Consider the following 24,588-nt stretch of genomic DNA (forward strand, 5'->3'; position numbering starts at 1 on the left):
CGTTCCTGAAATAAGGATGTCGTTATGGAATTCTAAAAAAGAAAATATATTAGATGTCTCTTGGGATGAAATCGGACATTTTGCGGATGCTAGATTGAAACAATGCAAGGTTCAAAAATCTTCTAAAGGAATTTTATCATACGTTGAAGACTTTCTGTGCAATCATTCTCTAGCCTCAGAAAAACGTTGTGCTGAATGGCGTTCAAAATACTATAAGACTGAATACTGTGACTACCTTATCATTCGCAATGACGGCACAATCGAATACGGCCCGAAATCAGGGAATAAGCGGAGATGACGTTTTCTATTTTGATTCCGGCATCAGCAAATTCTTGGCGAGGAGGTATTCCCAAGCGTTTGCTGCGGCTCGCATCGAGTCCGTTGTCGTTTGCAGGTATTGCTTTGGAATTTCGACAGGTTCGCCGACGACAAAACCTTCGACAACATCTGTCGTGTCCCACGTCGGTTGCAGATAACTTTTCCTTACGATGGCCAGTTCTTCGCCTTCTACCGGAGTGAGGAAGAACGAAAGCGAATCGCGACGCATTGCCATGTCGCCCAGCCTAAACGAATACACCGGTGGGAACGTTTGCGGAGCGGTGGAGTCGATGTTTGTAAGCAAATTGATTCCCATGAAGTGGTTGGATACGTCCAAGTTCAAATAGCTGATGATGGATTTGGCAATATCGCCTTGAGAAACAGGCTGCGTTTCGATTCTCGGGGTGAGTCCCGGCCCTGCAAATGCCATGGATATCCACGAAAATGCGTCGAAAATTTGTCCGTACTTTTCGATGAGGGGCATTTGTCCGCTGTTGGGGTAGGAGTGGTCGCCGACGACGATGAACAGCGTGTTGGCTGCGTTTGAATCTTGTGCGACGGCGTTGAAGATGAGGCCAAGGGAACTGTCCATGAACGCTTCTGCTCGCAGGTAGGCTTCGCTTAAATCGCTTGGCGTTGGGCCGTATTTGTCGGGCAGTTCGAAGGCGAAGTGCATGGAATGGCTAATCCAGTAATAGAATGTCGGCTTGCTTCTGTCGCGTTCGCGGTAGCGTTCGACAAAGCGGTCGGCAAGCGAAACGTCGTCTTCGTTCTTGGGGTCATATTCATAATAGTCGAACCATTTGCTGAACCATTTTTCTTCGTTGGCAAATTTTGGGTCCGAACAAAGGAGTACTTCTGTGTAGTAGCCTGCGGCAGAAAGCACTTCGGGGAGTGCTCGCATGCGTGTGTTCGGGTAGCTGTTGTACAAGGTGCCTTTGGGGTAGCTCCTGATGCCGAGCATGAGGCCGAGCATTCCTTCGATGGAGGGGGCGCCTACGCTGTGCGTGTTCGGGTAGAAGATTCCGTTTTGGACGAGCTTGCACAAGTTAGGGGAACGCTTGCAGTTCTTTTCGATACGCATGTCGTTGCTCCAACCGCGTAACGATTCGATGGAAAGCAAGATGATGTCTGGTTTTTTGCTGAGCGGTTCTGCTTTGAATGCTTCGAGGTTTTCTTTTTCGTTTGCAGATTCGTGCCAGAAGGGGTATTTGGAATCCGGGTTTCCGCCGAGGGCGATGATGCCTTCGCGGAAGTGCGGCGGTTCGCTTTGGTGCTGGAGCAATTCGAGGATGTCGCCTGCGAATGTATAACAGACTGGCTTGATGCGAGCCCAGCGGCGGATGGAGTAGTTGTACCACAAATGCGATGTGCAACCCAGTACGGCGAAAAGGAGTGTGAGCGCAAGTGCAATTTTTGTTTTACGGTGGAGAGGCCTTGCCACAGCTCCGCTCAAGTTCATTTTGCGTGAGAAAATGCTTGCCGCGACAACGGTTGCAACGACGATACCGATGGTCAAAAAGAAGTGGAACATGCCGGCACGGAAAATGCTCGAAAAGATGACTGTGTCTGCGGCAGCGTTCTTGTACGTGTCGATGAAAGAAAACGAGAGCTTTTGCCCCATCCAACGCATGACTTCGTCGTCGGCTCCGCTGAGTCCTAGATAAATCGCAGCGAAAACGATAGAGACGATTTTTACAATGCGTAGCCCTTTGCCTTTGACGAACAGTGAAATCAAGAAGAAAATGGACGATGCAGCCATGGCAAAGCCGATTTCGGCATAAAGCGTATGCCAAATGAACCGGTTGTAATCGACGACGAGGGAGCCTCCCATTGGTGTTTCGGGCAAATAAAGCGACCAGAGGAGGGCAAAACGGCCCACAATGAGAATCCATGCAAAAATAAACCAGTAAAAAAAGTTCATCGGGAGTCCCTTTTTGTAATAATTGGCGTTAAATATAAAATAATATCGGCTGCAAAAAATATTTTTTTATGCCAAGGGCTTTGCATACGGCTCAAGATTTCTATTTTTGAGCGTGGAAAATCCTTTTCTATCCAGGAGTCTTATATGGGCGGCTTTTGTGGTGTTATTTCCAAAGAAGATTGCGTTTGCGATCTCTTTTACGGAACCGACTACCATTCTCACCTTGGCACTCACCGCGGCGGTATGGCTGTTTTGAAATCAGATGGAGTTTTCCATCGCTCGATTCACAACATCCAGAACACTCCGTTCCGCAGCAAGTTCGAGCACGATCTTTCACATTTTTCTGGCAAGGTTGGCTTAGGCGTCATCTCCGACACGGACCCGCAGCCGCTCGTCATGACCTCCAAGCTGGGAACGTTCGCGATTGTGACGGTTGGTCTCATTACGAACATCGAAGATATCAAGAACGAACTTTTCCGCAACAACTGCATGCAACTTCAGTTCTCGACAACGAGTGGCATGGTCGGTCCGACCGAAGTTGTTTCAGCGCTGATTGCGACGCAGGATTCAATTATTGACGGTCTCAAGTACGTTCAGGACAAAGTTAAGGGAAGTTGCTCCGTGCTGATTATGGATAGTACGGGGCGTTTTTATGCGTGCCGCGACAAGTGGGGCCGTACGGCAATTATCCTCGGCAAAAAGAACGGTGCGATGATTGCTGTGCAAGAAAGCTGCGCTCTTCCGAATCTCGGTTACGAATACGTTCGCGATCTTGGTCCGGGTGAAGTGGTCGAGCTCACGCCGGATGGCGAAACGACGCTCGTGGAACCGCGCAAGAAGATGGCAATTTGTTCGTTCCTCTGGGTGTATTACGGTTATCCGGCATCCAGTTACGAAGGACGTAACGTGGAAATGACGCGTTATCGTTGCGGTTCGGCTCTTGCCAAGCGTACCCCGACCGAAGCCGATGCCGCTTGCGGTATTCCGGATTCCGGTACGTCCCATGCGTTAGGTTATGCGCACGAAGCCGGCATCAAGTTTGCACGCCCGTTCGTGAAATACACTCCGACTTGGGCTCGTTCGTTTATGCCGCAGGACCAGCGCCAGCGTGAACACGTCGCCTCGATGAAGCTCATCCCGATTCCAGGACTCATCAAGGACCGCCGCCTCGTTTTTTGCGACGACTCCATCGTTCGCGGAACACAGCTCGGCAAGCAGGCTGCAAAACTTTATTCGATGGGCTGCAAGGAAACGCACATGCGTATCGCTTGCCCGCCGCTCGTTTATCCGTGCAAGTTCATCAACTTCTCCCGCTCCAAGAATGAATACGACCTCATCACGCGCCGTTACATTCGCGACAAGGAAGGCGAAAATGCTGATTTGGACAAATACACGGATCCGAACGGCCAGCCGTACAAGGACATGGTCGAATACATCCGCAAGAAGCTGAACCTCACGTCGCTTGCGTTCCAGCGTATTGACGATTTGATCCAGGCTATCGGCCTCCCGGAAGAAGACCTTTGCACGTACTGCTGGACTGGCAAGGACTACGCTGAAACGGGTGACTGCTATCATTGCCCGTGCCATTGCGGCGAATGCCAGGACAAGGAAAAGGATAAGGAATAATCCGTAATTAAGGATTCGCCGTCCTTCGCTTCCTCGTCCTGATGCCGACTGCTTCCTCGTCATCCTGACGCCGAAGGCGGAAGGAACCAGTGAATTCTTGACGGTTGAAATTGAAAAATCCGACCTCTTGCGAGGCCGGATTTTTTGTCAATTCAAGGGCTTGGTTAAAAAAGACAAATAATGTACCCTTCAAAAGAAAGGTCTCTTTGAAAGGGGGTGTCGATGTCTTTAGAACTTCTAGAAAAAAAATTGCGAACGCTGCCTGAAAACAGCTTTGATGAAGTCGATGAATTCTTTGATTTCATTCTTTTCCGTTTTGAACGTGAAATTTCACAAGATGATTTTAACGAGGATACAAAGGTTGCACTTCGTGAAGTTGAGGAAATGAAGGCTGACCCATCGAAAGGGGAGTCTTATACTGATGTAGATGCGATTATCCTTTATTTGACAAGAACCGGAACTCATTCGGATTTGTTCAAAAAATAAGTAAATGCAATAAAATTTTAACTGGATTCTTCAAGGCTTCGCCTTTCAGAATGACGGCAGAAAATCAATGAAAAATCCGACCTTATGCGAGGTCGTTTTTTTGTGCGTGTATGAAATAATTAGAATAAAATTTAACAAATAAACTTAAAATATACGTTATTTTATTGTATATATTTGTTGAACCTTTAAAAGGAGATTTAGTATGAATGAAAAAATTGTTACATTAGCATGCTGTATGGGCATAGCTATGGCGTATGCTGAAGGTCCTTCCGTAGCGGTATCTTCTTCGCGTATGTATAAAGTTAATAAGTGCTGGTAATTTTGCTACGGCTCCAACGCAGAATAAGAATATCAGTCAAACAGGTCAGGCTTTTAATGTGATTACAGTTGGGGCTGCTCAAAGGCATGAAAACGGAAAATATTCATATTACGCGCAGTCCTCGATAAAAAATCCAAGATTGCCCATGACAAAAGAGTCCGAATCCTCCAAATATTACGATAAACCCGAAATTGTTAACATGGCAAATGTGTTCTTTAATAAGGGGGATACGTACACTTACAATTATGGCAAGACGGACTCGTATGCCCCCACCTTCGGACATACGAGTGCCGCAACTCCATATACCGTTGGAATGATTGCAGATTTGCTCCACCAGAAACCTTTCTATAAGTGGCATCCTGAAGTGGTTAAGGCCTTGCTTTTGACATCTAGCGTTATGCCGCTCGAAATGAATACGAACCAACAGAATGACATTAACGGAAATACGAATAAACTTATTTGTCGGGGGATGCCTTCGTACAAGGCCATGGTTTATGGAAACCGTTCTCGTTATTGGATTGGTAATAAAGATGATCATTTTACAACAGCAACGATTTACTATGGAGGAAGTTATGTCTCTAAGAACGCTATTGTATTCGACGAACCCAACATTACAGCCGGTAAAACTTACCGTATCGCAATTGCATGGCTTGTAGATGGCAACTATGTTGAGGAAAATGGGGCTTTCCCGCAGGATATTGACTTGATGGTATCTCAAGTAGGAACTTCGACCGAGAAATACTCAACTTCGGCTACGAATCCGTTTGAAATGGTCGAATTTAAAGCTGAAAACAGTAATAATTTGACCATCAAGATAGTTCGTTACCATAACAATGGTAATAATCGTGTGATGCTTGGCTATAACCTTTACGAAGTACCGTAATTATTTTAGTGTAAGTTTATGAATGAAAAAAGAGGTGCTCTATTAAGAGTGCCTCTTTTAGTAAGAAATTCTTCGGCTGTACCTAATTCTATCGCCTTCGGCTCTAGAAAGACTGGGACCTTAATTCCCTCTTTCCGACATGCTTGCAAACATGGCGGTGATTTCTTCAGTGAAGTTGCTTTTAGGGAACTTGTCTGCGATGGCTAAAGCTTGTTCCAAGTGCTCTTGTGCTTCGGCTTTTGCCTTTGCGAAACTCTTTTTGGCCATCAAGCGGTCGTGTATTTTTTCAGGAGTGCCTTCATCGGAAGCCTTTGCGATAAGGTGTTCCATTTCAGCTCGTTCTTCGGGGCTGCAATCCTCAAAGTAATAGAGCAATGGGAGCGTGATGAGCCCGTTAGAAAGGTCTGTGAACTTCGCTTTGTCCATATTCACGGAACCATAGCCGTAATCGAGCAAGTCGTCAATGATTTGGAATGCGATTCCAAAGTGCGTTCCCATCTTGGCGCATTCATCGACCACGGGCTGTTCAAAGCCGGCCATGATGCCACCGAGGCGGGCTGCAGCGTCAATGAGCGCGGCTGTCTTTCCGTCAATGATTTCGTTGTAGGCTTTTCGCGAAAGAGCCATGTCACCGCAGTGGTCTAGCTCTAGAATTTCGCCAACGATAAGTTTGTCTGCTGCATCCGAGATGATTCCCGGTATGTTCGAATCTTCGTCGATGACGCAACGCATGGACTGCGAAAGCACGTAGTCGCCAATCAGCACAGCCACTTGCGTACCCCATTCGCGGTGAGCCGTCTTTTGCCCGCGTCGAACGTCCGTACCGTCGATGATATCATCGTGAACAAGACTTGCAAGGTGCAACAGTTCTATGGCTGCACAAGCGTGTGCAACGCGATTAATATCGGGCTTTTGCGCCCCGCAGTTGGCGAGCAGGCAGAGAAGCGTAGAACGAATGCGTTTGCCTTTGCGGCTGAATAACGATACTAGACGGTCAGAAATCCCTGCCGGTGCATTTTGGGCCACCTGCATGATGACTCGTTCCGTCTGGTCAAGAGCTTCCTTTACCAGATCACGAGCTTGCGATAAAACGGCTTTGAAGTCGGCTTTCGTCGGACTCATTTAAATATCCAAATCTTTCAAGACTTTGTAAGCGTTTGTCTCGATGAACTTGCGGCGCGGTTCCACGTCTTCGCCCATGAGCATGCTGAAAATTTGGTCTGCAAGTACGCTATCTTCGACATGGCACTGTTTGAGGAAACGAGATTTCGGGTCCATGGTCGTCTCGTTCAGCTGTTCCGGCGACATTTCGCCCAAACCTTTGAATCGAGTAATCGTGACATTCTTCTTGTCTTCGACTTCTGCCATGACCTTGTCTTTTTCGTTTTCGTCGAACAAATAGCGTTCTTTCTGCCCAACCTTGAGTTTGTACAGAGGCGGCATGGCAAGGAAAATGTGGCCCGTGTCAATCAGCGGACGCATGTAGCGGAAGAAGAATGTCAATAGCAGCGTCTGGATGTGCGAACCATCGACATCAGCATCGGTCATGATGATGATTTTGTCGTAACGGAGTTTTTCAATTTTGAATTCCGTTCCGATGCCAGTACCGATTGCGTTCACCAAGTTCTGGATTTCTTCTGTATCGAGTACGCGGTGGAGGCTTGCTTTTTCGACGTTCAAAATCTTACCACGGAGGGGGAGAATCGCCTGGAATTCGCGGCTACGTCCCATCTTTGCAGAACCACCTGCAGAGTCACCTTCCACGATGAACATTTCGCATTCCTTCGGGTCGCGGCTAGAGCAGTCCGCGAGCTTGCCCGGAAGTCCGCCACTTTCAAGAACGTTCTTGCGGCGGGCGAGTGTTCGTGCGCGGTGGGCCGCTTCGCGAGCCAAGGCTGCGTTATAAACCTTGTCCAAGATAATCTTGACCGCAGCCGGGTTTTCCTGGAAGTATTCTTCCAGTTTTGCGCCGAATGCGGATGCTACGTAACCTGCGATTTCGGAGTTGCCGAGCTTGCGCTTTGTCTGTCCTTCGAACTGCGGTTGCGATACTTTAATTGCAATTACAGCGGTAAGGCCTTCGCGAATATCTTCCGAGGTAATCTGAGCCTCTTTCTTGCCTTTTGGCATTTCTTGCGCGAACTTGCTGATAACGCGGGTGAGGGCCGTCTTGAACCCAGTCACGTGTGTACCGCCATCGTAAGTATTTACGTTGTTGACGAAACTGAAGAAGTTCTCCTGATAGCCGTCATTGTACCACATGGCGACTTCGAGTGGGTACTGACCATCGGGGAGCAACAAGTGGATCGGTTCTGCAAAAAGCGGCGTACGGTGTTCATCCACGTAACGCACAAATTCAGAAACACCACCGGGGAAGCAGAACGTGTCTGTTTGCTTGTGTTCCGGATCGCGTTCGTCCGTGAGCGTCAAGCGCAGCCCGCTCATGAGGAAGGCTAGTTCGCGGAAACGCGTGGCAAGTGTGTCATAGACATAAACGGTTTCCGTGAAAATCGTATCGTCCGGGTAGAATTCTACAGTTGTTCCTGTGGTGCCGTCGGATTCTCCGATATCGACTTGTGGGCCGCAGGGAATGCCTCTTGCAAATTCCTGCTTCACGACGCGGCCGTTACGGCGCACGGTCACAATAAGCTTGTTAGAAAGTGCGTTCACGCAGCTCACGCCCACGCCATGCAGACCGGCGGAAACCTTGTACGAACTGTTGTTGAACTTGCCACCGGCGTGGAGCTTTGTCATCACGACCTGGATGGTGCCCACCTTTTCCTTGGGGTGGATATCCGTCGGAATGCCACGACCGTTGTCGGTCACGCGAATGCCGTTGCCCGGCAAAATGGAAATTTCAATATGGTTACAGAAACCGGCGAGGGCTTCATCGACAGAGTTATCGACCACTTCCCATACTAGATGGTGTAATCCACGAATATCAGTGGATCCAATGTACATTGCGTGGCGGACGCGAACTGCCTCTAAACCTTCAAGAACGGTAATGCTCGAACCGCTATAATCTTCTTCCGCCTTCTTAATTTCTTCAGTTTCTTCTGCCATAATTCCTCTATTAGACCCCTCTTAGATGAATCGTATCCCTTGAATAAAAGGCTTCCCTAAGAGGGTATTGCACTTACCAATAATAGCTTTTTTTTGGAGGTTCATTTCGAACTTTAACGCCGAATTAGCGACCTTAAGGACCAATATATTTTTATCGATTTTCTCGGGCTTTACATGGTCTATCAACAGGGGACCGACCACCTCCGAAAAGCGCTCCGAAATGGTCTTAAAGTTGATATCTTCAGTGATATGGTTCTTCTGGAGAACGCGTTCTAAAAGGACTTGTATGTCTTGGACTTTATTCCCCGTGTAGCTCCTGTTGCTTGTGCGTTTTGTTTCAAACATTTGTACAAATTTATCGCTTTATACAAGCAATAGTTTGGAGAGCGTGAAACCGCCAATCAAGATGCTTGTCATGCCGGCAACCACGGTTGCTTTGGTGCTCTTGCCCACGCCTTCTGCACCGCTGTGGGTAAAGAATCCAAAGAAACAGGCATAGCTCGAAATGAAGAAACCGTAAAGGGTTGCCTTGATTAGGCCTACGACCAAGTCCCAATTCTGGTAGAACATGCGTACGCCGTAAAAGAACACGGACCACGAAACTTCTTTGTAGAGGTGTGCCACTTCGTAACCGCCCGCGATACCGATAAAGATGCTCAAAATCGTAAGCACGGGGAGCATGATGACTGTTGCGATAAGCCTTGGCGCAAGCAAGTATTTGTAAGGATTTAATCCTAATACTTTATATGCATCAAGCTGTTCTGTAACCGCCATCGTCCCGAGTTCCGAGCACATCGAAGCGCCGATACGCCCAGCTAGCACCATCGCCGTAAGGATAGGGCAGAGCTCCACCATCACGGACTTGCCGACGGCCATGCCGACAAACATCATGGGAATCATGTCGCCAAACTGGTAGGCGAGCTGCCATGACATAATGGCGCCTGTGGCAAGCGATGCCGCGAACACCACGGGAATGCTCGTGATGCCCACGTGATGCATTTGTTCGACCGTTGTGTGCAAATTGGTGAAGGCTCCGGGAATGTTCTTGAACAATTCCCAGATGAACACAATGTAACCCACAACCTTGTTCAGGAAGCGACGGACTGCACGTCCTAGGCCTTCAGCCATTTTGTTGATAAACCAAATCAAATTGAACCGTTACTTCTTTGCTTTTGCGGCGTTCTTTTTAGACTTCGGCGGAGCGCTGATGGACTTCTTGAAGAGCTGCATGTCGCTCAGATACTTGATCGCTTCGTTCAACTGCTTGTCGCGCTTGAGCGAGAACGCCGTGCTGACAGAGTCGTTTACGAATGCCGTCAAGAGTTCGCGCTTGATGCCGTCCTTGATGTAGTCCTTGTTCGCTTCGAACTGGGCATCGCGGTTATCTTCAAGTGCCTTACGCATTTCATTGATGCGCTTGACGAGTACGGTGTCCGAAATTGTCTTTGCGCTGTCGCCCATGTAGTTCTGTTCGCGGATGATGCTCTTTTCAAGCTGATCCACGCCTACAAGTGCGTTGCTCTTGACCTTCATGAAGTTCGTGTCTTTTTTGCAGAATTCCTTGAACTGCGTAAAGAGAGAATCTGGCACCACCCAGTCTGGAGTCATTTGGACTTGTGCTTTTTCGAGGCTCGGACGAATCTTGACGGCGAACTTGAAATACATGGCCATACGTTCTTGCACTTGGACGACCCACGGCATCGGGTCGAGTTCCACGTCAACGTCCGGCGTAATGCCGCCGCCGCCAAACATCATGCGGCCATTGTTTGTATAGAAAGTGTCACGCGCGGCGGTGTCTTTCTTGACGGAATCCGCCTTGGCGGTGTCCTTTTCTTCGTCATCGACGTCTTCTTCTTCTTGAAGTTTCAGTCCCTTGATGCCGTTTTCAGGCTTGTTGATGCAACGACCGAAGGGGAGATAATAGAATGCGGTCGTAAGCTTGAGGGCGTTGCCTGCGTTATCCAACGGGAAGATTGTCTGTACGGAACCTTTACCGAAAGATGTCTTGCCGACGATTAACGCACGGTCCCAATCCTGAAGTGCACCGGAGACAATTTCTGCGGCACTGGCGGAACCCTGGTTCACGAGGACGACCATCGGAACGTCCGCCTTGAGCATCGGGTTGCGACGAGATGAACTTTCCGTTTTTTGCGTGCGTCCGCGAGTGCTAACGATGACGTTACCCGGCTTGAGGAACAGTTCGCTGATTTCAATCGCTTGGTTCAAAAGGCCACCCGGATTGTAGCGCATGTCGAGGATGAGCTTTTTCATGCCCTGCTTCTGCAAGCCGCGGATAGCGTTTTCGACATCGCTTGTGGTCTTGTCGCTGAATGTCGCAAGCTTGATGTAACCGATGTCCGGCGAAACCATGCCGTAGTAAGGGACGGCGTGCACAATGATTTCGGCTCTTGTAATCGTGAAATCCATGAGGTCAGGAACGCCTTCGCGTTCGATAGCAACGGTCACGTCTGTACCGATTTTACCGCGGAGCTTGTTCACTGCATCGTCGAGCGAAAGACCCTTGGTGTCCTTACCGTCGATTTTGCGGATGCGGTCGCCAGCGCGGATGCCGAGCTTGAATGCCGGAGTGCCGGAGAGCGGTGAAATAACCGTGAGAATGTTGTCACGGAGGCTAATCGTAATGCCCACGCCACCGAACTTGCCTTCCATGGAAACTCTAAGGCTTTCGTAGTCCTTGGGGGCAAAAACCGCCGTGTGCGGATCCAAAATGTTTCGAATACCATTGATGGCTGCGTCCGTGATTTCTGTCGGGTTTACTTCTTCGACATACTTGCGGTTCACTTCGGAGAGAACCTTGTTCAGGCGCGAAACTTCATCGTAAAAATCTCCAGGAGGAGTTTTCTTTTCGGTAGCGGCGTTCGCAAAGCAAAGTGCGGACAGCGTCGCCATAAATACAGAGCGGAAACAGAAAGATTTAAACATCATGCGTTAAAGATACAATTTCCTTTAAAAAAACACCACCTTATAAGAAAAAAACCGACTAAGAATAGCCGGTTTTTTGGAGAAAGGAGAGTTATGAAACTTGTTTGGAGGAAAATATTAAGCAGCTTCGTTGAGGAGGCGTTCCACGTTTGCTTCGCGGAGCTTGTTCAAGGCGTTTTCCTTGAGCTGGCGGACGCGTTCCTTGGAAAGACCCACCATCGGAGCGATTTCCTTCAAGTTCAAGTCGGAATCCATCTTGAAACCGTAGTAGAGCTTGAGGATTTCCTTTTCCTGGTCCGAAAGATTGTCGTCCATCACCTTGTTGAACACGTCAGCGCGGTTGTGCTTGCGGGCGAGTTCGTCGGTTTGATTCTGAACGTCAGAAATGGTATCGCCAAGCGTTGCATCTCCTTCTTCGCCTACCGGGGTGTCGAGCGACGAAGCGGAGTTACCCATCATCAAAATTCTTTCAATTTCGTTTGCTTTGTACTTAGAAAGCCCTTCGAGTTTGTTCACATTGACGGTGTAAGTTCCGCCAACCACTTGATGAACGTCCTTGGCATGACGGTTGAAACGGCTGAGCATCAATTCCTTTTCGGCGCTAATGCGGATCATGCGACCTTTTTCGGAAAGTGCACGGGTGATGTTCTGGCGGATCCACCACACGGCATAGCTGATAAACTTGATGTTCTGGGAGCGGTCAAAACGGCGTGCTGCTTCGATGAGGCCCATGTTCCCTTCGTTGATGAGTTCCATGATGTCGAGACCGCGTCCTTTGTAAAGATTTGCGATATTCACGACGAAACGCAAGTTTGCGTTGACCAACATGTCCAAGGCGGCTTTGTTACCTTCTGCAGATTTCTTGAGCAAAATAGTTTCCTGTTCTCTTGTCAGCAACGGGTAACGTGCGATGTCGCTCAAGTATTGCATGTAAATGTCTTTCTGATCTCGATTGTTAAGGGTTTTCATGGGTAACCTCCTGTTCTTTTACGTATTCAAATTTACCTCCAGTTTGATTTCCTTGTGTCATCAATCGGAATGCTGCGTGCAAAAGTTAAATTGAGTTTTTGTTAAAAATGTTCGTGATTTCTGTCATGGAATTGTCATAAAGCATGTAAGTTTTGTAATTTTGACTAAATTTTTGACCATGAATGACAATCGTTCTACATTTTGTAATGAAAAAAGTGCTGGCTTTATCCAGAAAATGCGAAACTTCCTCTCTGTCTTGCAAGAGATGGACTTTGAACGTAATGAAGAAAAGGTTCGTAAGATTCTGGAGGACGACCGTGAATTTATTCGGTTCCCGATTCCCATTTTTTTGCCGGCGCTCCTTATTTGGCTGTTTATGCTTCTGTTCCCGCTGGTGTTTATCATGGACCCCTCAAACGCCTCTAGCGTCAATTTAAATGGTCTCCTTACCTTCTATTTTCCGTTATTTTGTACATTGCTTATCTTTATGCTGAACCAGAGGTACTTGGTCCCGCTTTGTATCTTTAAAAAACGTTACGGCTTGTATTTCCTTAGCAACTCGGTCTTGGTGTTTGCTACGCTGTTCTTGCGTGAAGTGATGTTGTTTGTAATGGAACGGACTCCGGACGATGGCGTCTCTTATTTTTTTGATGCTTATTGCTTTTCTTCGCTTAAGGGTCATTTTAGCTTTGGTACTGTGGCAACTTTTGTAATGCTGGTGAGCCTAGTTTGTCTGATTTGCGTCTTTTACCACCTGACGCTTCGTCAGATTATGCGAGCTTTTATTTTGCGTGAGCAAAAACGCATGGGCCTCCAGTATGAACTGGATTTTTTGAAGAATCAGTTGAGTCCGCATTTTCTCTTTAATACGTTGAACAACATTTCTGCTTTAATCCAGATTGATCCGAAACGCGCTGAAAGCTCCATGAACAAACTTTCGCAACTTTTGAGAATGATGCTTTACCAGGTCAAGGACAAGTACATTACATTGCAAGAAGATGTTGATATTTTGCAAAAGTATGCTGATTTGGAAAAACTTCGTTTGGACGAAAGCTTTGATTTTGTATTTGATGTAAAGCTTGAAAATCCGAACGTGATGATTGAACCGCTTTTGATGATGCCTTTGATGGAAAACGCGATGAAACATTGCGTGAATCCGAACGGCAAAAGTTTTGCGCATGTGTCGATTACGCAATCGGGGAATGAGGTGCATTTCCATTCCGAAAATTCCAATTTCCCGAGAAAGTCAGGACGCAAAAATGGCGGGCTAGGGCTTACGACATTCGAAAAGCGGCTAGACCTGATGTATCTCGATGCTCATGAGTATTCTGTGAACATTGTCGATGATATATATATAAGTGATTTGATTTTACATTTGAAACAAGAAAATTCATAAAAATTTAATGAACCCCTTTACATTTCAAAAAAATTATTGTAGTTTATTGAGGCCTTGAGTTTTTGCTCAAGGTCGTTACTTTTATTATTTCGCTATATCTTTTGCTATATCGTTACGGCTGATTAAGCCTGTTTATTCAAAAAAATCAATATAAAGGATAGTCCTATGATTAATAGGATGTTTAAGGGTATTGCCTTGATGGGTGCCTTGTTTGCACTCAATGGCTTTGCCGCTGAATGCAAGGATGTCGTGCTGTATTCTAACGGTAACGATAAGGGTCAAATGATTGAATCGGGGATGACTTTCCCGGAGTTGCCTGAATGGAAGGCGAACTGGGGAAATCAAGATGGAATGAATGCTCCGTATATCCGGTTGTCTGGCATGAAAAATTTGCAGGATGATTGGAAAGGGCTGCTTTCGTTCCAGTCGCTTCCGCTGCATGTCGATGGCGGTGTGCTTCGTTTGAAGGTTCATGCAACGCAAAACGCAAGGTTTGGCGTATGGCTTGTGAACTCTTCGGGGGTAAGCGACGTCCATTACGTCGGCTTGACGGCGAATCGGACGCAATCGCTTGAAATTCCGCTTGCGAATTTGGGCGTGACGGGTGCGGTCGATGTCATGAATGTGGGAATCGGGCTGTTCCATGTTCCGCAATATCAATATACGACTCTGTTTATTGATGATGTCGGATTCAGCTGCGTTAAAAATAACGCTGTTGCAAGCTCGTCTTCTGCGGTATCTTCTTCGTCGGTTCATGCAAATGACGATTATTTGGAATACGAATTCTCCAATGTCGAATCGTGGTCGGAAAAGCGCGATGCACGTTTCTTGCCGTCTGCGGAATCGAATTTCACTGCGGCATATTCCGCACAAAAGAGGGATTCGCTTCTTTCGAAAACGAATGTAAACTTTGTTGTCAGCGAACTAGAACACTTGAAAATCGTGAATACGGTTCGTGCGACCGACGTGTTGCCAGCGAAATCAAGAACATCATGGTACGATAATTTGTACTCTGTCGTTCGCAACAGACTTCGCGAAAACGTGGTAGCGAATCCGAAGCAGCTTTATTTCGAAGCCGAAGCGATTGCGGCTGCGTCGGATTATACGGTAATTCCGTTGCTTGTCGCTGATTTGGACTATGCGTACAATGCTTGTGCGGATTCCCTCTGCACGACAATGCAAATCGTGAATGCACATTTGCTTGAAGCGGGGCTGCCGACTTCTTTTGTAAGAGGTTCTAAGGCGAGCTTTGTGTTGGATCCGTATTTTGTCGTGACGAAACAAAGGACTTTGCCTTCAATTTCCGTATGCGTTTCTGGGAAATGCAACTCGCTTCCGATGAAGGGAAGAATGGATTTGGAATTTCCTTCGTCAGGGAAGCAAAAGGTTGTCGTCAAGATGAAAAGCGGTGGACGAACTGTTGAACAGAATTTATTCGTGGAGGTGAAATAATGATGCGTTATTTGTGGCTTGCTATTGCTTCTTTGGCGATTCTCCTTTCGACAAACGTCATGGCTGCGAATAAGGATTTTTCGTTCTATGTCGATGCAACTAACGATAAGCTGTGCTTGTCTTTGTTTAATCTTAAAATTCCTGGTAATGCGGGAGTGGATGCTCAAAGAGAAGTCTGTTCTGTTGGCTATAATTCGATCCAGATTCGCGTTATTGACGCTCCTGAAGATGCGAACTTTCCGAAGGGTATTTATTTGGAGCGTCCCTTCTTGATTATTGATGGGATCAATTTGGACCCGGTGGAAAAACGGACGCTTACGGATCTTGAAGAAGATGTCCAGCAGATGGGACTCCCTAAGATGCTCAAGAATTTAGGATATACGCCGATTCTTGTGCAGTTTACGGAAACTGTGCGGATTTCGCTTCAGCAGAATTCGGATGTTTTGAGCCGATTGTTCGCATTCTTGAACGATAACCGGCTGATTCCTTTTCCGGGGGCTCGAGAAGATGGCTTTATCGTCATGGGGATAAGCCAAGGCGGCGTGATTGGTCGTTATGCGGCCTATTTATATGATATACACCGCAAGGCGACTGATGCTCCGATTCGGATTTTCTCTTCGCTTGATTCTCCGCATCAGGGGGCGGTTATGCCGAAAGGTTTGTTCAATACGGTGGCTTTTTGGAGCGATGAGGGCGGATCTTCTGCTGCGGAAATGTTCAAAGATATTTTGATGAGTCCCGGAGCTGCTGATCTTTTAGTCTATGAAAACAAGTGTGACGATACATATTGCTATTCAGTGCCAAAAACAAAGGGTCGCTTTCTTTTTGACGATTATCGCAAAGCCGCCGAATACAAGGGATTCCCGACGGTGCTTATTGCGCAAGGCCAGTTGAAGGGGGGTAGCCCAGAGCATGCGAATGAATATTATCGCTTGGGCCGTCATGTTGAAAAGGGACCGTTTTCACTTGGTTCCGCGATTAGCCGTATGTATTATTCCGATAAGGTTGATGGAACGATTGCTTATAACCGCAAAAAAGAAGGATCTGATGATGAAAGCCGATTGGAATTTACTGGTACAACCGAATATGACTTTATACAAGGTTCCACGTATCCGTTTGCGAGAACAATTTACAAATCGCTTCGCGAAGGATTCTTGGATGCCATACCAGAAAGCATGAATGCTGATGTATTGTTTTTTCGCGTGAACCTGAATACCTCTTGGATTTATGATGAGTTGATGCAGGATCGCAGCACGTTTATTCCGACGGCAAGTGCCATGGACATGAAATGCAATGGCGATTTGGCGATGCGATCGGAATGCGGGTTTACGCAGTCGTATCAAGGTTTCCCGTTTGAAAATCCGGGGAATAGGAGTACGGCTACTGCTACATTTGCTGTAGATCCGACGCATCCGCGATTTAATGAACCTATTAGCGGTCGTCATGTTGAAATGCCGTTGTCGTCCGGAACTTTAAATGTGGCTGCACTCGAAGGAATGCAGGTCGATATGTGGCGAATCTTGTGCGAAGTGGCCAAGTATGATTACGATTTTAGCTTAGGGCAGTTCAGGAATCCAAAGCTGGTTGGAGTATTCTCGCCGAATACATCGTGTATGGACTTGAGCAAGATGCCGGATATCATTCTCAATGCGGGTGCCGTTCAGGAAACTCCTTTTGCGTATGCACGTTATGATTATAATGCTACCGCGACTGAAAAAGATTCTGCTGTGAAGTTTGTTTCTCCTGCCGGTTGGAAAAAAGTGGCTCTTTGGGATAATGGTGGAGACATTCAGAAGAATACATCTTTTGAGGTAGATGTCAAAATCGAAAATCCGAAGGGCAACTGGATGAAGGCGGAATTGCTACTTTGTCATATAAAGGCGTGTAGGTCCTATTTGCAGTTGAATGAAATTTCAGTTCCTCTGGATGGGATGACGCATACATTGCGTTGGCAGATGCCGCAAAATGACGGTGCGTTGAATGGACTTCGCTGGTTCAGCTTGGTCATCAATTCTGATGGCGCGGATGTGACGATTTCGAATCCTCACATGGTCTTGAATACAAGAGGCGATTTCGCAATGCCGCCAAGGATTGAGTCTCCCATTATTTATCCAAGTCGGTATGATTACTTCCCGTGGACTGATGAAACTCATTTGAATCCGTATAGCGATAATTTGGGTTCTGGCCTTGAAATCAAGTATGATAAAGCGCGTCGCGGTATGCATATTGAAATAGGCAAGATGGTGTCAATGGACGATTACACGAATCTTGTTGTCGATTATTGGCCGGGAACATGCCAAAAAACATTGGCTTATTTTGACTCCAAAAAGCTACAAAATGCAAATCTTGCAAACGGTAGTTTGCAAAATGGATTTGTTCGCAAAATTTTACCTTTGACTGAAATCATCGACCAAAATATAACGCCACAGGGGTCTAAATCCGCTCATCGCTTGAATTTGCAGTCGGTTACCCCTCATGAGCGTTGTGTAGTAAAATCTATTATGTTGCAATAACGCCCTATTGCTCTTATAAACAAATCATGGTATATTTTGTGTAAGAACAAATAAGAAGGATGAATTATGAAAAAAGCAATACTTTTCGGCGTTTTGTCTGTGTTTGCATTCTCTTTGTGTGGTTGCTTGAATCCGCACTTGAGTTCGATGGGGGCATCGCAGATGATTGTGGCCCACCAGCCGCGTCTTGCGGTCAATGGCGATACTTCTGCAATGACGATGTCGATTGATGCTTATGGCGGTGCTAAGATGTCTGGCCGTAACATCAAGGACGGGTTTACCGGGGGAGCGACTGCTTCTCTGAATTACAGGCCGCTCGGATTCTCTTCTCCGCTTTACGTGGAGGCTGCGTTTGGCGGCAAGGGCGGAAATGCTTCGTTTGACTGTACCGAAGGCGGTAAATGCAATGACCTTTACGAAGCATGGCTTGACTATCCTGAGGGGAAGAAGAAGTATTCGTTCTGGAATTTGCAGGAACGCATTGCGGTCGGCGCAGACTTTGACGCAGGCCCTGTGATTTTGGGACTTGGCGCTGGTATCCAGATTTTTGAAGGTGGTGGCGATTTTGACGATATTCGCGACGAATTGGGCAAGGAGATGGCTGAAAACGATGACGAAGGATATGGCGTAAAAGTCTATTCTGCGGCACGCATTGGAGCTAGGCTTGGACAATATGGCGCAATTATGTTGGAAAGCGATATCATGTGGCTCAAGACATTGAATGTCGGCTTTATGCTGAACTACTTTCATCCGTCAGGATTCCATGGTGGAGTTTTTGCCGCAGAAAAGGTTGGCTATGGTGTGAATTTCGGCAAGACGTTTAGCTTTTAGCTGAATTGTTTTGCTTGTAAATTCAATTATCGGATTAATTCGAATTTCTTGTTGGGAAAAAATCAAGGATATCGGGTGAAAACTCGATGTCCTTTCTACGCATTTTGTAAGCAATGGTTCTTGACTTTTTGTTTGGGCTAGAGTATATTCAAAAGTAGGATGAGATTCAATAAGTATTTTGTGGAGGGTGGTATGAAATCAATCGTGAAAATTGTATCTGCGTTACTTTTTTTAGGGCAGCTCTGTTTTGCTGTGGGGAATGCTGCGGAACAAGATGCTTCTTTAAATGCGATTCTAAGACGTGCCGAAATTTATGTGGATGAAGATCTTTATAAGGATGGTGAGGTGCTTGCGGCGATAAAAAAATATGCGGGCGCTGTCGAAAAGAATTTCAGTTTCAAGATCGATGTCAAGTCATTTCCGGTAGCGTTGGTGCTGGATTCCTCGACGCTTGATGGCGATAATCCAAGTTTTAAGGTGAAAACGTCTGCTGCCGAACTAAAAGCGGCGATTAAGAAATCGTGGGAAGACAAGAGCAAGGAACCGTTGGCGGGCGTTATTCTTGTTGGCAACTTGCCTTTTGCCGAAATGGAGTATTTCGTCAAGACGTCCGACGGGAAATTTGCATACCCGGAGGACGCAGGCCCTTATACGAATTACCAGCGTTGGGTCGCCGATTTCTATTTCATGGATTTGGACGGAGAATGGAGAGACGAAATTACAGGTATCAATTGCGAAAATCGAGGAAAGTGCGATCGTTTGGTGCGAGCTGCCAATGGAATTTTAGATGCCCATTACAGTAAAAATGGAGAGCTTGGGTCTGACGATTTCGAAATTTGGGTGTCCCGCGTGAACCCTTATGGTGAAGCTCGCGAACATACGGCTGCGAAATGGAAAAAACAGCTCCAAAACTATGATACGGAATATTTCCCCAAGGTGAAGGAATTTATGTTGAGGTGGCTTGCCAAGGCGTACGACCAGCAAGTGAAAACATCTCGCCCGGACAAGGCTTTATATACCTATTCTTCAAAGACCGATATATTGGCAAGCGACTTTTCTATGGTGAACTACATCGACAATCTATCGAATATGTTCAACGAAGTTGACGTGATGTGGGAGGCCAACAATCGAAAATACCTGGATTTCATAACGAAGGATTATGATTGGGTTTTCCATATAGGCCATGCGATGGAAACGTACTTTGAAAGCGGTGTCAAGATTGAGGATTTCGATACTCTTGTCCATGTGAATGCTCGTGTGTTTGATTTGTATTCTTGTAGCGCTGCGCGAACGGTTGTTTTCGAAGGGAATGCTTATGACCGCAATATCGCCCTTGCACATATTTTTAGGACGGCTGGCGGCGGCGTGACGGTGATTGGCAATACAAAGACGGGTGGCGGCTATCAGGACAACGACTATTTCTACAAACAATTGAAAACGAATATGCTGGGGGACGCTTATCTCCAATGGGTTAATCACAGGACTCAGGTGTTCGAAGCTTCCAAGCATACGAAAGATGTCTATGAATGGTTTTATCCGTACGGATTCTTTGGAGACCCGTTTATCAAGTTGAATGTCGATAGGGAAAATGTAAAAGAAGAGGAAATTCCGAAGAATGTCGCTTTGCATGCGTTTAAGGACTTCAACATTAGCGGAAAGTGCTATGACAAGTCGCAGGGGGCTAACGGAAGATGCAATGTGGTTTGCGGCTCTACGGCGAAAAATTATTGCGCGGGAGTCCATGGAAGTGCTGAAATTGGCGCTATTTACGCCAAGGGCGGACTGGTATTGAATGGAAGCGTCACTGCGACAAACGCTACGATATATAGCACGTTTGAAAATGCAAATGTTAATATCAATGCCAATGCGGAGTACAATTACATCGCCTATAAAAATGCGAAAAAATGGAATGCGGAACTCGATTTTAAAGAGCCCCTGCCGGAGTTTCCGTTGAGCGGCTGCAAGGACGTGACGGTTGACAAGGTATATACTCCTGCGGATGGGGCGTGCATCAAGAATTTGACGGTGAAATCTTCCGGAACGCTTGCGATTCCGCAGGGAGGTTTTTACGTTGAGACCGTTAATATGGAAAAGGGGTCTAAGTACAAGTTTGAAAAGCCTGGGTACTATTCCGCGATGCACGTCAAGAACGGCTTCGCTTGGGACGCTTCACCGGCAAGCGCTGTGGCGGATAGTGCGGAATGGGCGAAGGGATTTAAGTTGTTTGTGCGTGGCGATGCTAAAGAAGTGGATTTGGACAGTGCTTTTTATGGTTCTGTTTATGCGCCGAATACAATGGTGAACGTTCGCGGCAAGGCGTTTGGAACGTTTACTGGGAATGGCGTCGCGGTCCATGACAAGTCGGTCGCTTATTATGTGCCATTCGCTCCTGTTGACGGCGAACCTAAAACAGAATCCATCGATTTTGCAGATAAACGTTTAATTTCGTTTGGCAAGGCGCGTGTTGGGGCTGCTTTGTTTAATCGCGGAGTGATTGAGTTTGATGTGACCAAGGCTGGTTCGTACAAGATTATTGTGATGAACATGCTTGGACAAAAGATTGATTCTTTTGACGTGTATGCGAACGCCGGGCGAAATTCCGTGGTGTGGGCGAACGCGAAAATGGGTGAAGCCCGCTATTTCGTAAAAGTACGTGCAAATTAAAAAAGGCTTCGAGCGAAATGCTCGAAGTCCTTTTTAAAGCTTGAAACGAAGTCTTTCGACTTTCGCGAATGCCTATTACTTGCTGAGGGTCTGAACTTGAACGTCCCAGCTCTGGTTGCCGAGGGCGATACGGTAGGTGCTTGCAGCACCGGCCTTCATGTTCTTGGTATCGACAGCAGGAGCGGCGTTCGGATCCTTCTTCGGCACGCCGATGTGACGGTTGCCCTTGAGGAATTCGATACCCTTGTTGCCAGCCTTCGTCTGGAGGCAGCCCGTGATGAAGATGGTTTCGTCGTTGACCGGGAGACCATTTTCTTCGAGGAGCTTCTTTGCTGCAGGAATGCCCGGCGGAAGAATTTCTTCTGCGCACTGGACGCCCGGATAGGCTTCCTTGAACGGCTTCATGTTGAACTGGTCGGCTGCGATCTTCACGAGTTCCGGATCCGGTTCGCAAGGAATCTTGCCCTGGTAACCGAGGAGCATCTTGCCGTAGCCTTCGGTCATCTTGAACCAAGTACCGCGGCCTGCGGCCTGGTTCAGGGTGTTCATGTAAGCCTGCTGGAAGTAGAACTGAGAAACCGGCGTCACAGAGGAAGCGAAGCCACCGCGGCGTACGCATTCACTCATGTTTTCGATAACCTTCGGGAAGAGGTGGAAGGTCTTGGTTTCGCGCATCATGAGCGTGTTAGCCGTGAGAGCGCCACCCGGCATCGGGCTGAAGATAACGTCGGTCGTAATCTGACGTGCTTCAGGCGGGAAGTTGTAGTCCTTGAGGCATTCAACAGCGACGTTGTTAGCTTCCATGAGTTCCGGAATGTGATCGTCAACGATGCTGTCTTCACCGAGGGCGAGCTTGTATTCCGTGCCCTTGAGGGCGTGGAACATGGAGAAGAGGTCCGGCTGAGCCGTACCGCCAGAAAGCGGCTTGCGGCCGAGGTCAACGCCATCGGCGCCACCTTCGATAGCGGCTTTGTACTGAGCCACACCAGTACCGCAAGTGTCATGGCTGTGGATGCGGAGTTCGACCTTGTCACCGAGGAGCTTACGAGCGCGCTTGAACGTTTCATAAACCTTGGTCGGGTTCGTCGTACCGGAAGCGTCCTTGAAGCAGACGGAAGCGAACGGAACACCGGCGTCCAAGATGTTGCGGAGGATGCGTTCGTAGAATTCCGGGTTGTGGGCGGCGTTGAGGTCGCATCCCGGAGGAAGTTCCATCATGGTGACGACGACTTCGTGTTCGAGGCCTGCGTCCGTGATGCACTTGCCGGAGTAGATGAGGTTGTTGACGTCGTTCAAAGCGTCGAAGTTACGAATACGGGTCATGCCGTGCTTCTTGAACATGTCGGCATGGAGCTTGATCATATCGCGCGGCTGCGGAGCGAGAGCGACCACGTTGATACCACGAGCGAGAGTCTGGAGGCGAATCTTCGGACCGACAACGCGACGGAATTCGTCCATCATGTCGAATGCGTCTTCGCCGCAGTTCTGGTACAGAGCCTGGAAACGAGCGCCACCACCTGCTTCGAAGTGAGTGATGCCAGCCTTAACAGCTGCTTCAACGGCAGGCATGAAGTCTTTCATGAACACGCGAGCTCCGAAAATGGACTGGAAGCCATCACGGAACGAGGTGTCTTGGAACAGAATCTTTTTCATAATGTTTTCCTGTGGGATAGGATCCCTGAGTTTTACTGTACAATAAAATACGGGGGCAAATATAGAAAAGTAGGAAGTAGGAAGTAGGAAGTAGGAAGGGAAATGAGGGGTGAATTGGAGGGTGGATTGCTTTTGTGAATCATATGTGTAACGCCCAGCGGATGTCGAGGGCTAGGCCTTTGAAGCTTATTCCGCTCCATTTGGTGGTTAGCCCGATGCTCCAACCGTTGATGATTCCGTAGCGGTTCTTGACGGTCGATTCGATGGTCTGCATGGATTTTTCGTAGCGGATTCCGAGGGCGTAGTAGAAAATGTTGTCGTCTAGTAAATAAAGTCCTGTCCCGAATTCTGGGAGGATTGCCCATGTATTAAATATGTTGTGTACAGAAATTGTGGGTCTGTATAAAATAGATATATCTGCGGTGCTCAAAAAGGAGTTGTGCTTGAAAACTTTTTTATCGTCTTTGTAGATAAATTCTTTACCAGTGTTTGCTCCGAAGGCTATTGCTGATTTAAGGGCGAATGTTCCTATGGGCGTGAATCCCCCTAGAAAAATTAAATCAAGCCCCAACAATTCTCCATATACAGATTCGTTGTCGCCAAATAAATGCATTGCTGATACTCCGGCGGCAAAGTAAAATGAAGGATTGCGCCGCTTGGGAATTTGTCCCATGTTGTAATGGTATTTGTAAACAGGTTCGTTGTATTGCGGATGTTCTTGTACAATGGAATCTGCCAAGGTTTGCATTTTTAGCTGGTGCTTATACCATGCGATGTCTTTGGAAATCTCGTTTGGGGTGTTGATCTTTTTTTCGTAATCCAGAAGGGCTAGTGTTGCCGAACGGCGTTTGAGAGGTGATAGCTTTTTTATTGAATCTGAATATAAATTGCGGTTCGTGGCATAGACCTCGTCAAATATGGAGTCGGGATATAGGCTGAAAATGGTCGCTAGGCTATCCCATTCCATTCTTGCAAAAAAGAAGTTGCTTTTATTTATTCTTAATTTATTCTTGATGAACTGGTCGTGCTCTAGGAGATGATATGGATTTTCCATGTAATAGCGGTAGAGCGAATCTTTTATAGCGTTAAAGCGAAGAGAAAATTTAGAGTCGTCAGGATGGTGAAAAAATTTTGTGGAATCCAAGTAGCTGTAGAGTGTGGAATCTCCGTAATAAATGGCTATGGAATCGGCGAGGTTTTTTTGAATGTTGTATAACGTATTTGCATCTGCTGGGAGTATGTCTAAAATACAGGAAGGTGGGGGTTCTGCGAGGGAGGCTTGCGTTATATACTCCAAATCTTTATTCTTGGCCCAGCCTTGGCATCCTGATGTTGTTTGTAATAGAACTACTTCTTCGTCTGGGAGACTTTTTAGGATGGTGGCGGATTCACTGGATTGCATTGTGCAGGTGCTTCCGCTTCCGTCTTTTAATTGCGTCAGTTGAATATCGCCTTTTTTTGACGCAACAGGAGGGGCTGCGTTGATGCACGAAAGTAATGTAAATAGCATCAAAAAAGGAATTTTGCGGCGAATCATGACAAAAATAT

18 protein-coding genes are annotated in these 24,588 nt (G+C 47.1%); 9 read left to right on the top strand and 9 right to left on the bottom strand.

The window, feature by feature from the left end:
• The coding region (locus IKG78_RS04835; RefSeq protein ID WP_290940159.1) for a hypothetical protein at positions 1-298 on the top strand (298 nt) is incomplete at its 5' end.
• A gap of 6 nt (positions 299-304) precedes the next feature.
• On the opposite strand, the gene IKG78_RS04840 is transcribed toward IKG78_RS04835, so the two are convergent.
• Positions 305-2,242: a sulfatase-like hydrolase/transferase gene (locus IKG78_RS04840; RefSeq protein ID WP_290940162.1), complete on the bottom strand. Its 1,938-nt coding sequence runs from the start codon at positions 2,240-2,242 to the stop codon at positions 305-307.
• 144 nt (positions 2,243-2,386) lie between these two features.
• On the opposite strand from IKG78_RS04840, the gene IKG78_RS04845 reads away from it, so the two are divergent.
• The 3 genes from IKG78_RS04845 to IKG78_RS04855 all read left to right on the top strand — a co-directional run bounded on the left by IKG78_RS04845 (position 2,387) and on the right by IKG78_RS04855 (position 5,556).
• Positions 2,387-3,868, top strand: coding sequence for an amidophosphoribosyltransferase (locus IKG78_RS04845; RefSeq protein WP_290940165.1), 1,482 nt, complete (start codon positions 2,387-2,389; stop codon positions 3,866-3,868).
• Positions 3,869-4,090: 222 nt separating this feature from the next.
• Positions 4,091-4,354: a hypothetical protein gene (locus IKG78_RS04850; RefSeq protein ID WP_290940167.1), complete on the top strand. Its 264-nt coding sequence runs from the start codon at positions 4,091-4,093 to the stop codon at positions 4,352-4,354.
• Between the two features lie 305 nt (positions 4,355-4,659).
• Positions 4,660-5,556: a S8 family serine peptidase gene (locus IKG78_RS04855; protein ID WP_290940228.1), complete on the top strand. Its 897-nt coding sequence runs from the start codon at positions 4,660-4,662 to the stop codon at positions 5,554-5,556.
• A gap of 120 nt (positions 5,557-5,676) precedes the next feature.
• Here the strand turns inward: IKG78_RS04855 and IKG78_RS04860 are convergent, their stop codons facing one another.
• The 6 genes from IKG78_RS04860 to IKG78_RS04885 all read right to left on the bottom strand — a co-directional run bounded on the left by IKG78_RS04860 (position 5,677) and on the right by IKG78_RS04885 (position 12,531).
• On the bottom strand, positions 5,677-6,678 hold the full coding sequence (locus IKG78_RS04860) for a polyprenyl synthetase family protein (RefSeq protein ID WP_290940169.1): 1,002 nt from the start codon (positions 6,676-6,678) through the stop codon (positions 5,677-5,679).
• Positions 6,679-8,619 carry a DNA topoisomerase (ATP-hydrolyzing) subunit B gene (gyrB, locus tag IKG78_RS04865; RefSeq protein WP_290940172.1) on the bottom strand — a complete coding sequence of 647 codons (1,941 nt, stop codon included), beginning with the start codon at positions 8,617-8,619 and terminating at the stop codon, positions 6,679-6,681.
• 21 nt (positions 8,620-8,640) lie between these two features.
• On the bottom strand, positions 8,641-8,964 hold the full coding sequence (locus tag IKG78_RS04870) for a DUF721 domain-containing protein (RefSeq protein WP_290940176.1): 324 nt from the start codon (positions 8,962-8,964) through the stop codon (positions 8,641-8,643).
• 18 nt (positions 8,965-8,982) lie between these two features.
• Positions 8,983-9,747 carry an ABC transporter permease gene (locus IKG78_RS04875; protein ID WP_290940178.1) on the bottom strand — a complete coding sequence of 255 codons (765 nt, stop codon included), beginning with the start codon at positions 9,745-9,747 and terminating at the stop codon, positions 8,983-8,985.
• Between the two features lie 30 nt (positions 9,748-9,777).
• A complete protein-coding gene (locus IKG78_RS04880; RefSeq protein WP_290940181.1) occupies positions 9,778-11,565 on the bottom strand; it encodes a S41 family peptidase in 1,788 nt (595 codons plus the stop codon).
• A gap of 114 nt (positions 11,566-11,679) precedes the next feature.
• Positions 11,680-12,531: an RNA polymerase sigma factor RpoD/SigA gene (locus IKG78_RS04885; RefSeq protein ID WP_290940183.1), complete on the bottom strand. Its 852-nt coding sequence runs from the start codon at positions 12,529-12,531 to the stop codon at positions 11,680-11,682.
• 178 nt (positions 12,532-12,709) lie between these two features.
• On the opposite strand from IKG78_RS04885, the gene IKG78_RS04890 reads away from it, so the two are divergent.
• From IKG78_RS04890 to IKG78_RS04910, 5 genes are all read left to right on the top strand, one after another.
• Complete coding sequence (locus IKG78_RS04890; protein WP_290940186.1) at positions 12,710-13,927, top strand: sensor histidine kinase; 1,218 nt, start codon at positions 12,710-12,712, stop codon at positions 13,925-13,927.
• A gap of 165 nt (positions 13,928-14,092) precedes the next feature.
• Positions 14,093-15,379: a hypothetical protein gene (locus tag IKG78_RS04895; protein WP_290940189.1), complete on the top strand. Its 1,287-nt coding sequence runs from the start codon at positions 14,093-14,095 to the stop codon at positions 15,377-15,379.
• Positions 15,379-17,892 (top strand): hypothetical protein, encoded by a 2,514-nt coding sequence (locus IKG78_RS04900; protein WP_290940192.1) that lies wholly within the window; start codon positions 15,379-15,381, stop codon positions 17,890-17,892. Before IKG78_RS04895 ends, IKG78_RS04900 begins: the two co-directional genes overlap by 1 nt.
• Positions 17,893-17,958: 66 nt before the next feature.
• Entirely contained in the window at positions 17,959-18,723 is a 765-nt protein-coding gene (locus IKG78_RS04905) for a hypothetical protein (RefSeq protein WP_290940196.1), read from the top strand.
• A gap of 192 nt (positions 18,724-18,915) precedes the next feature.
• A complete protein-coding gene (locus tag IKG78_RS04910; protein ID WP_290940199.1) occupies positions 18,916-21,387 on the top strand; it encodes a C25 family cysteine peptidase in 2,472 nt (823 codons plus the stop codon).
• A gap of 75 nt (positions 21,388-21,462) precedes the next feature.
• Here IKG78_RS04910 and IKG78_RS04915 read toward each other — a convergent pair whose 3' ends face one another.
• Complete coding sequence (locus tag IKG78_RS04915) at positions 21,463-23,040, bottom strand: biotin attachment protein (protein ID WP_290940202.1); 1,578 nt, start codon at positions 23,038-23,040, stop codon at positions 21,463-21,465.
• 139 nt (positions 23,041-23,179) lie between these two features.
• Entirely contained in the window at positions 23,180-24,577 is a 1,398-nt protein-coding gene (locus tag IKG78_RS04920) for a hypothetical protein (protein WP_290940204.1), read from the bottom strand.
• Positions 24,578-24,588 lie beyond the last annotated feature (11 nt).

Source organism: Fibrobacter sp., from assembly GCF_017545445.1.
Taxonomy (GTDB): domain Bacteria; phylum Fibrobacterota; class Fibrobacteria; order Fibrobacterales; family Fibrobacteraceae; genus Fibrobacter.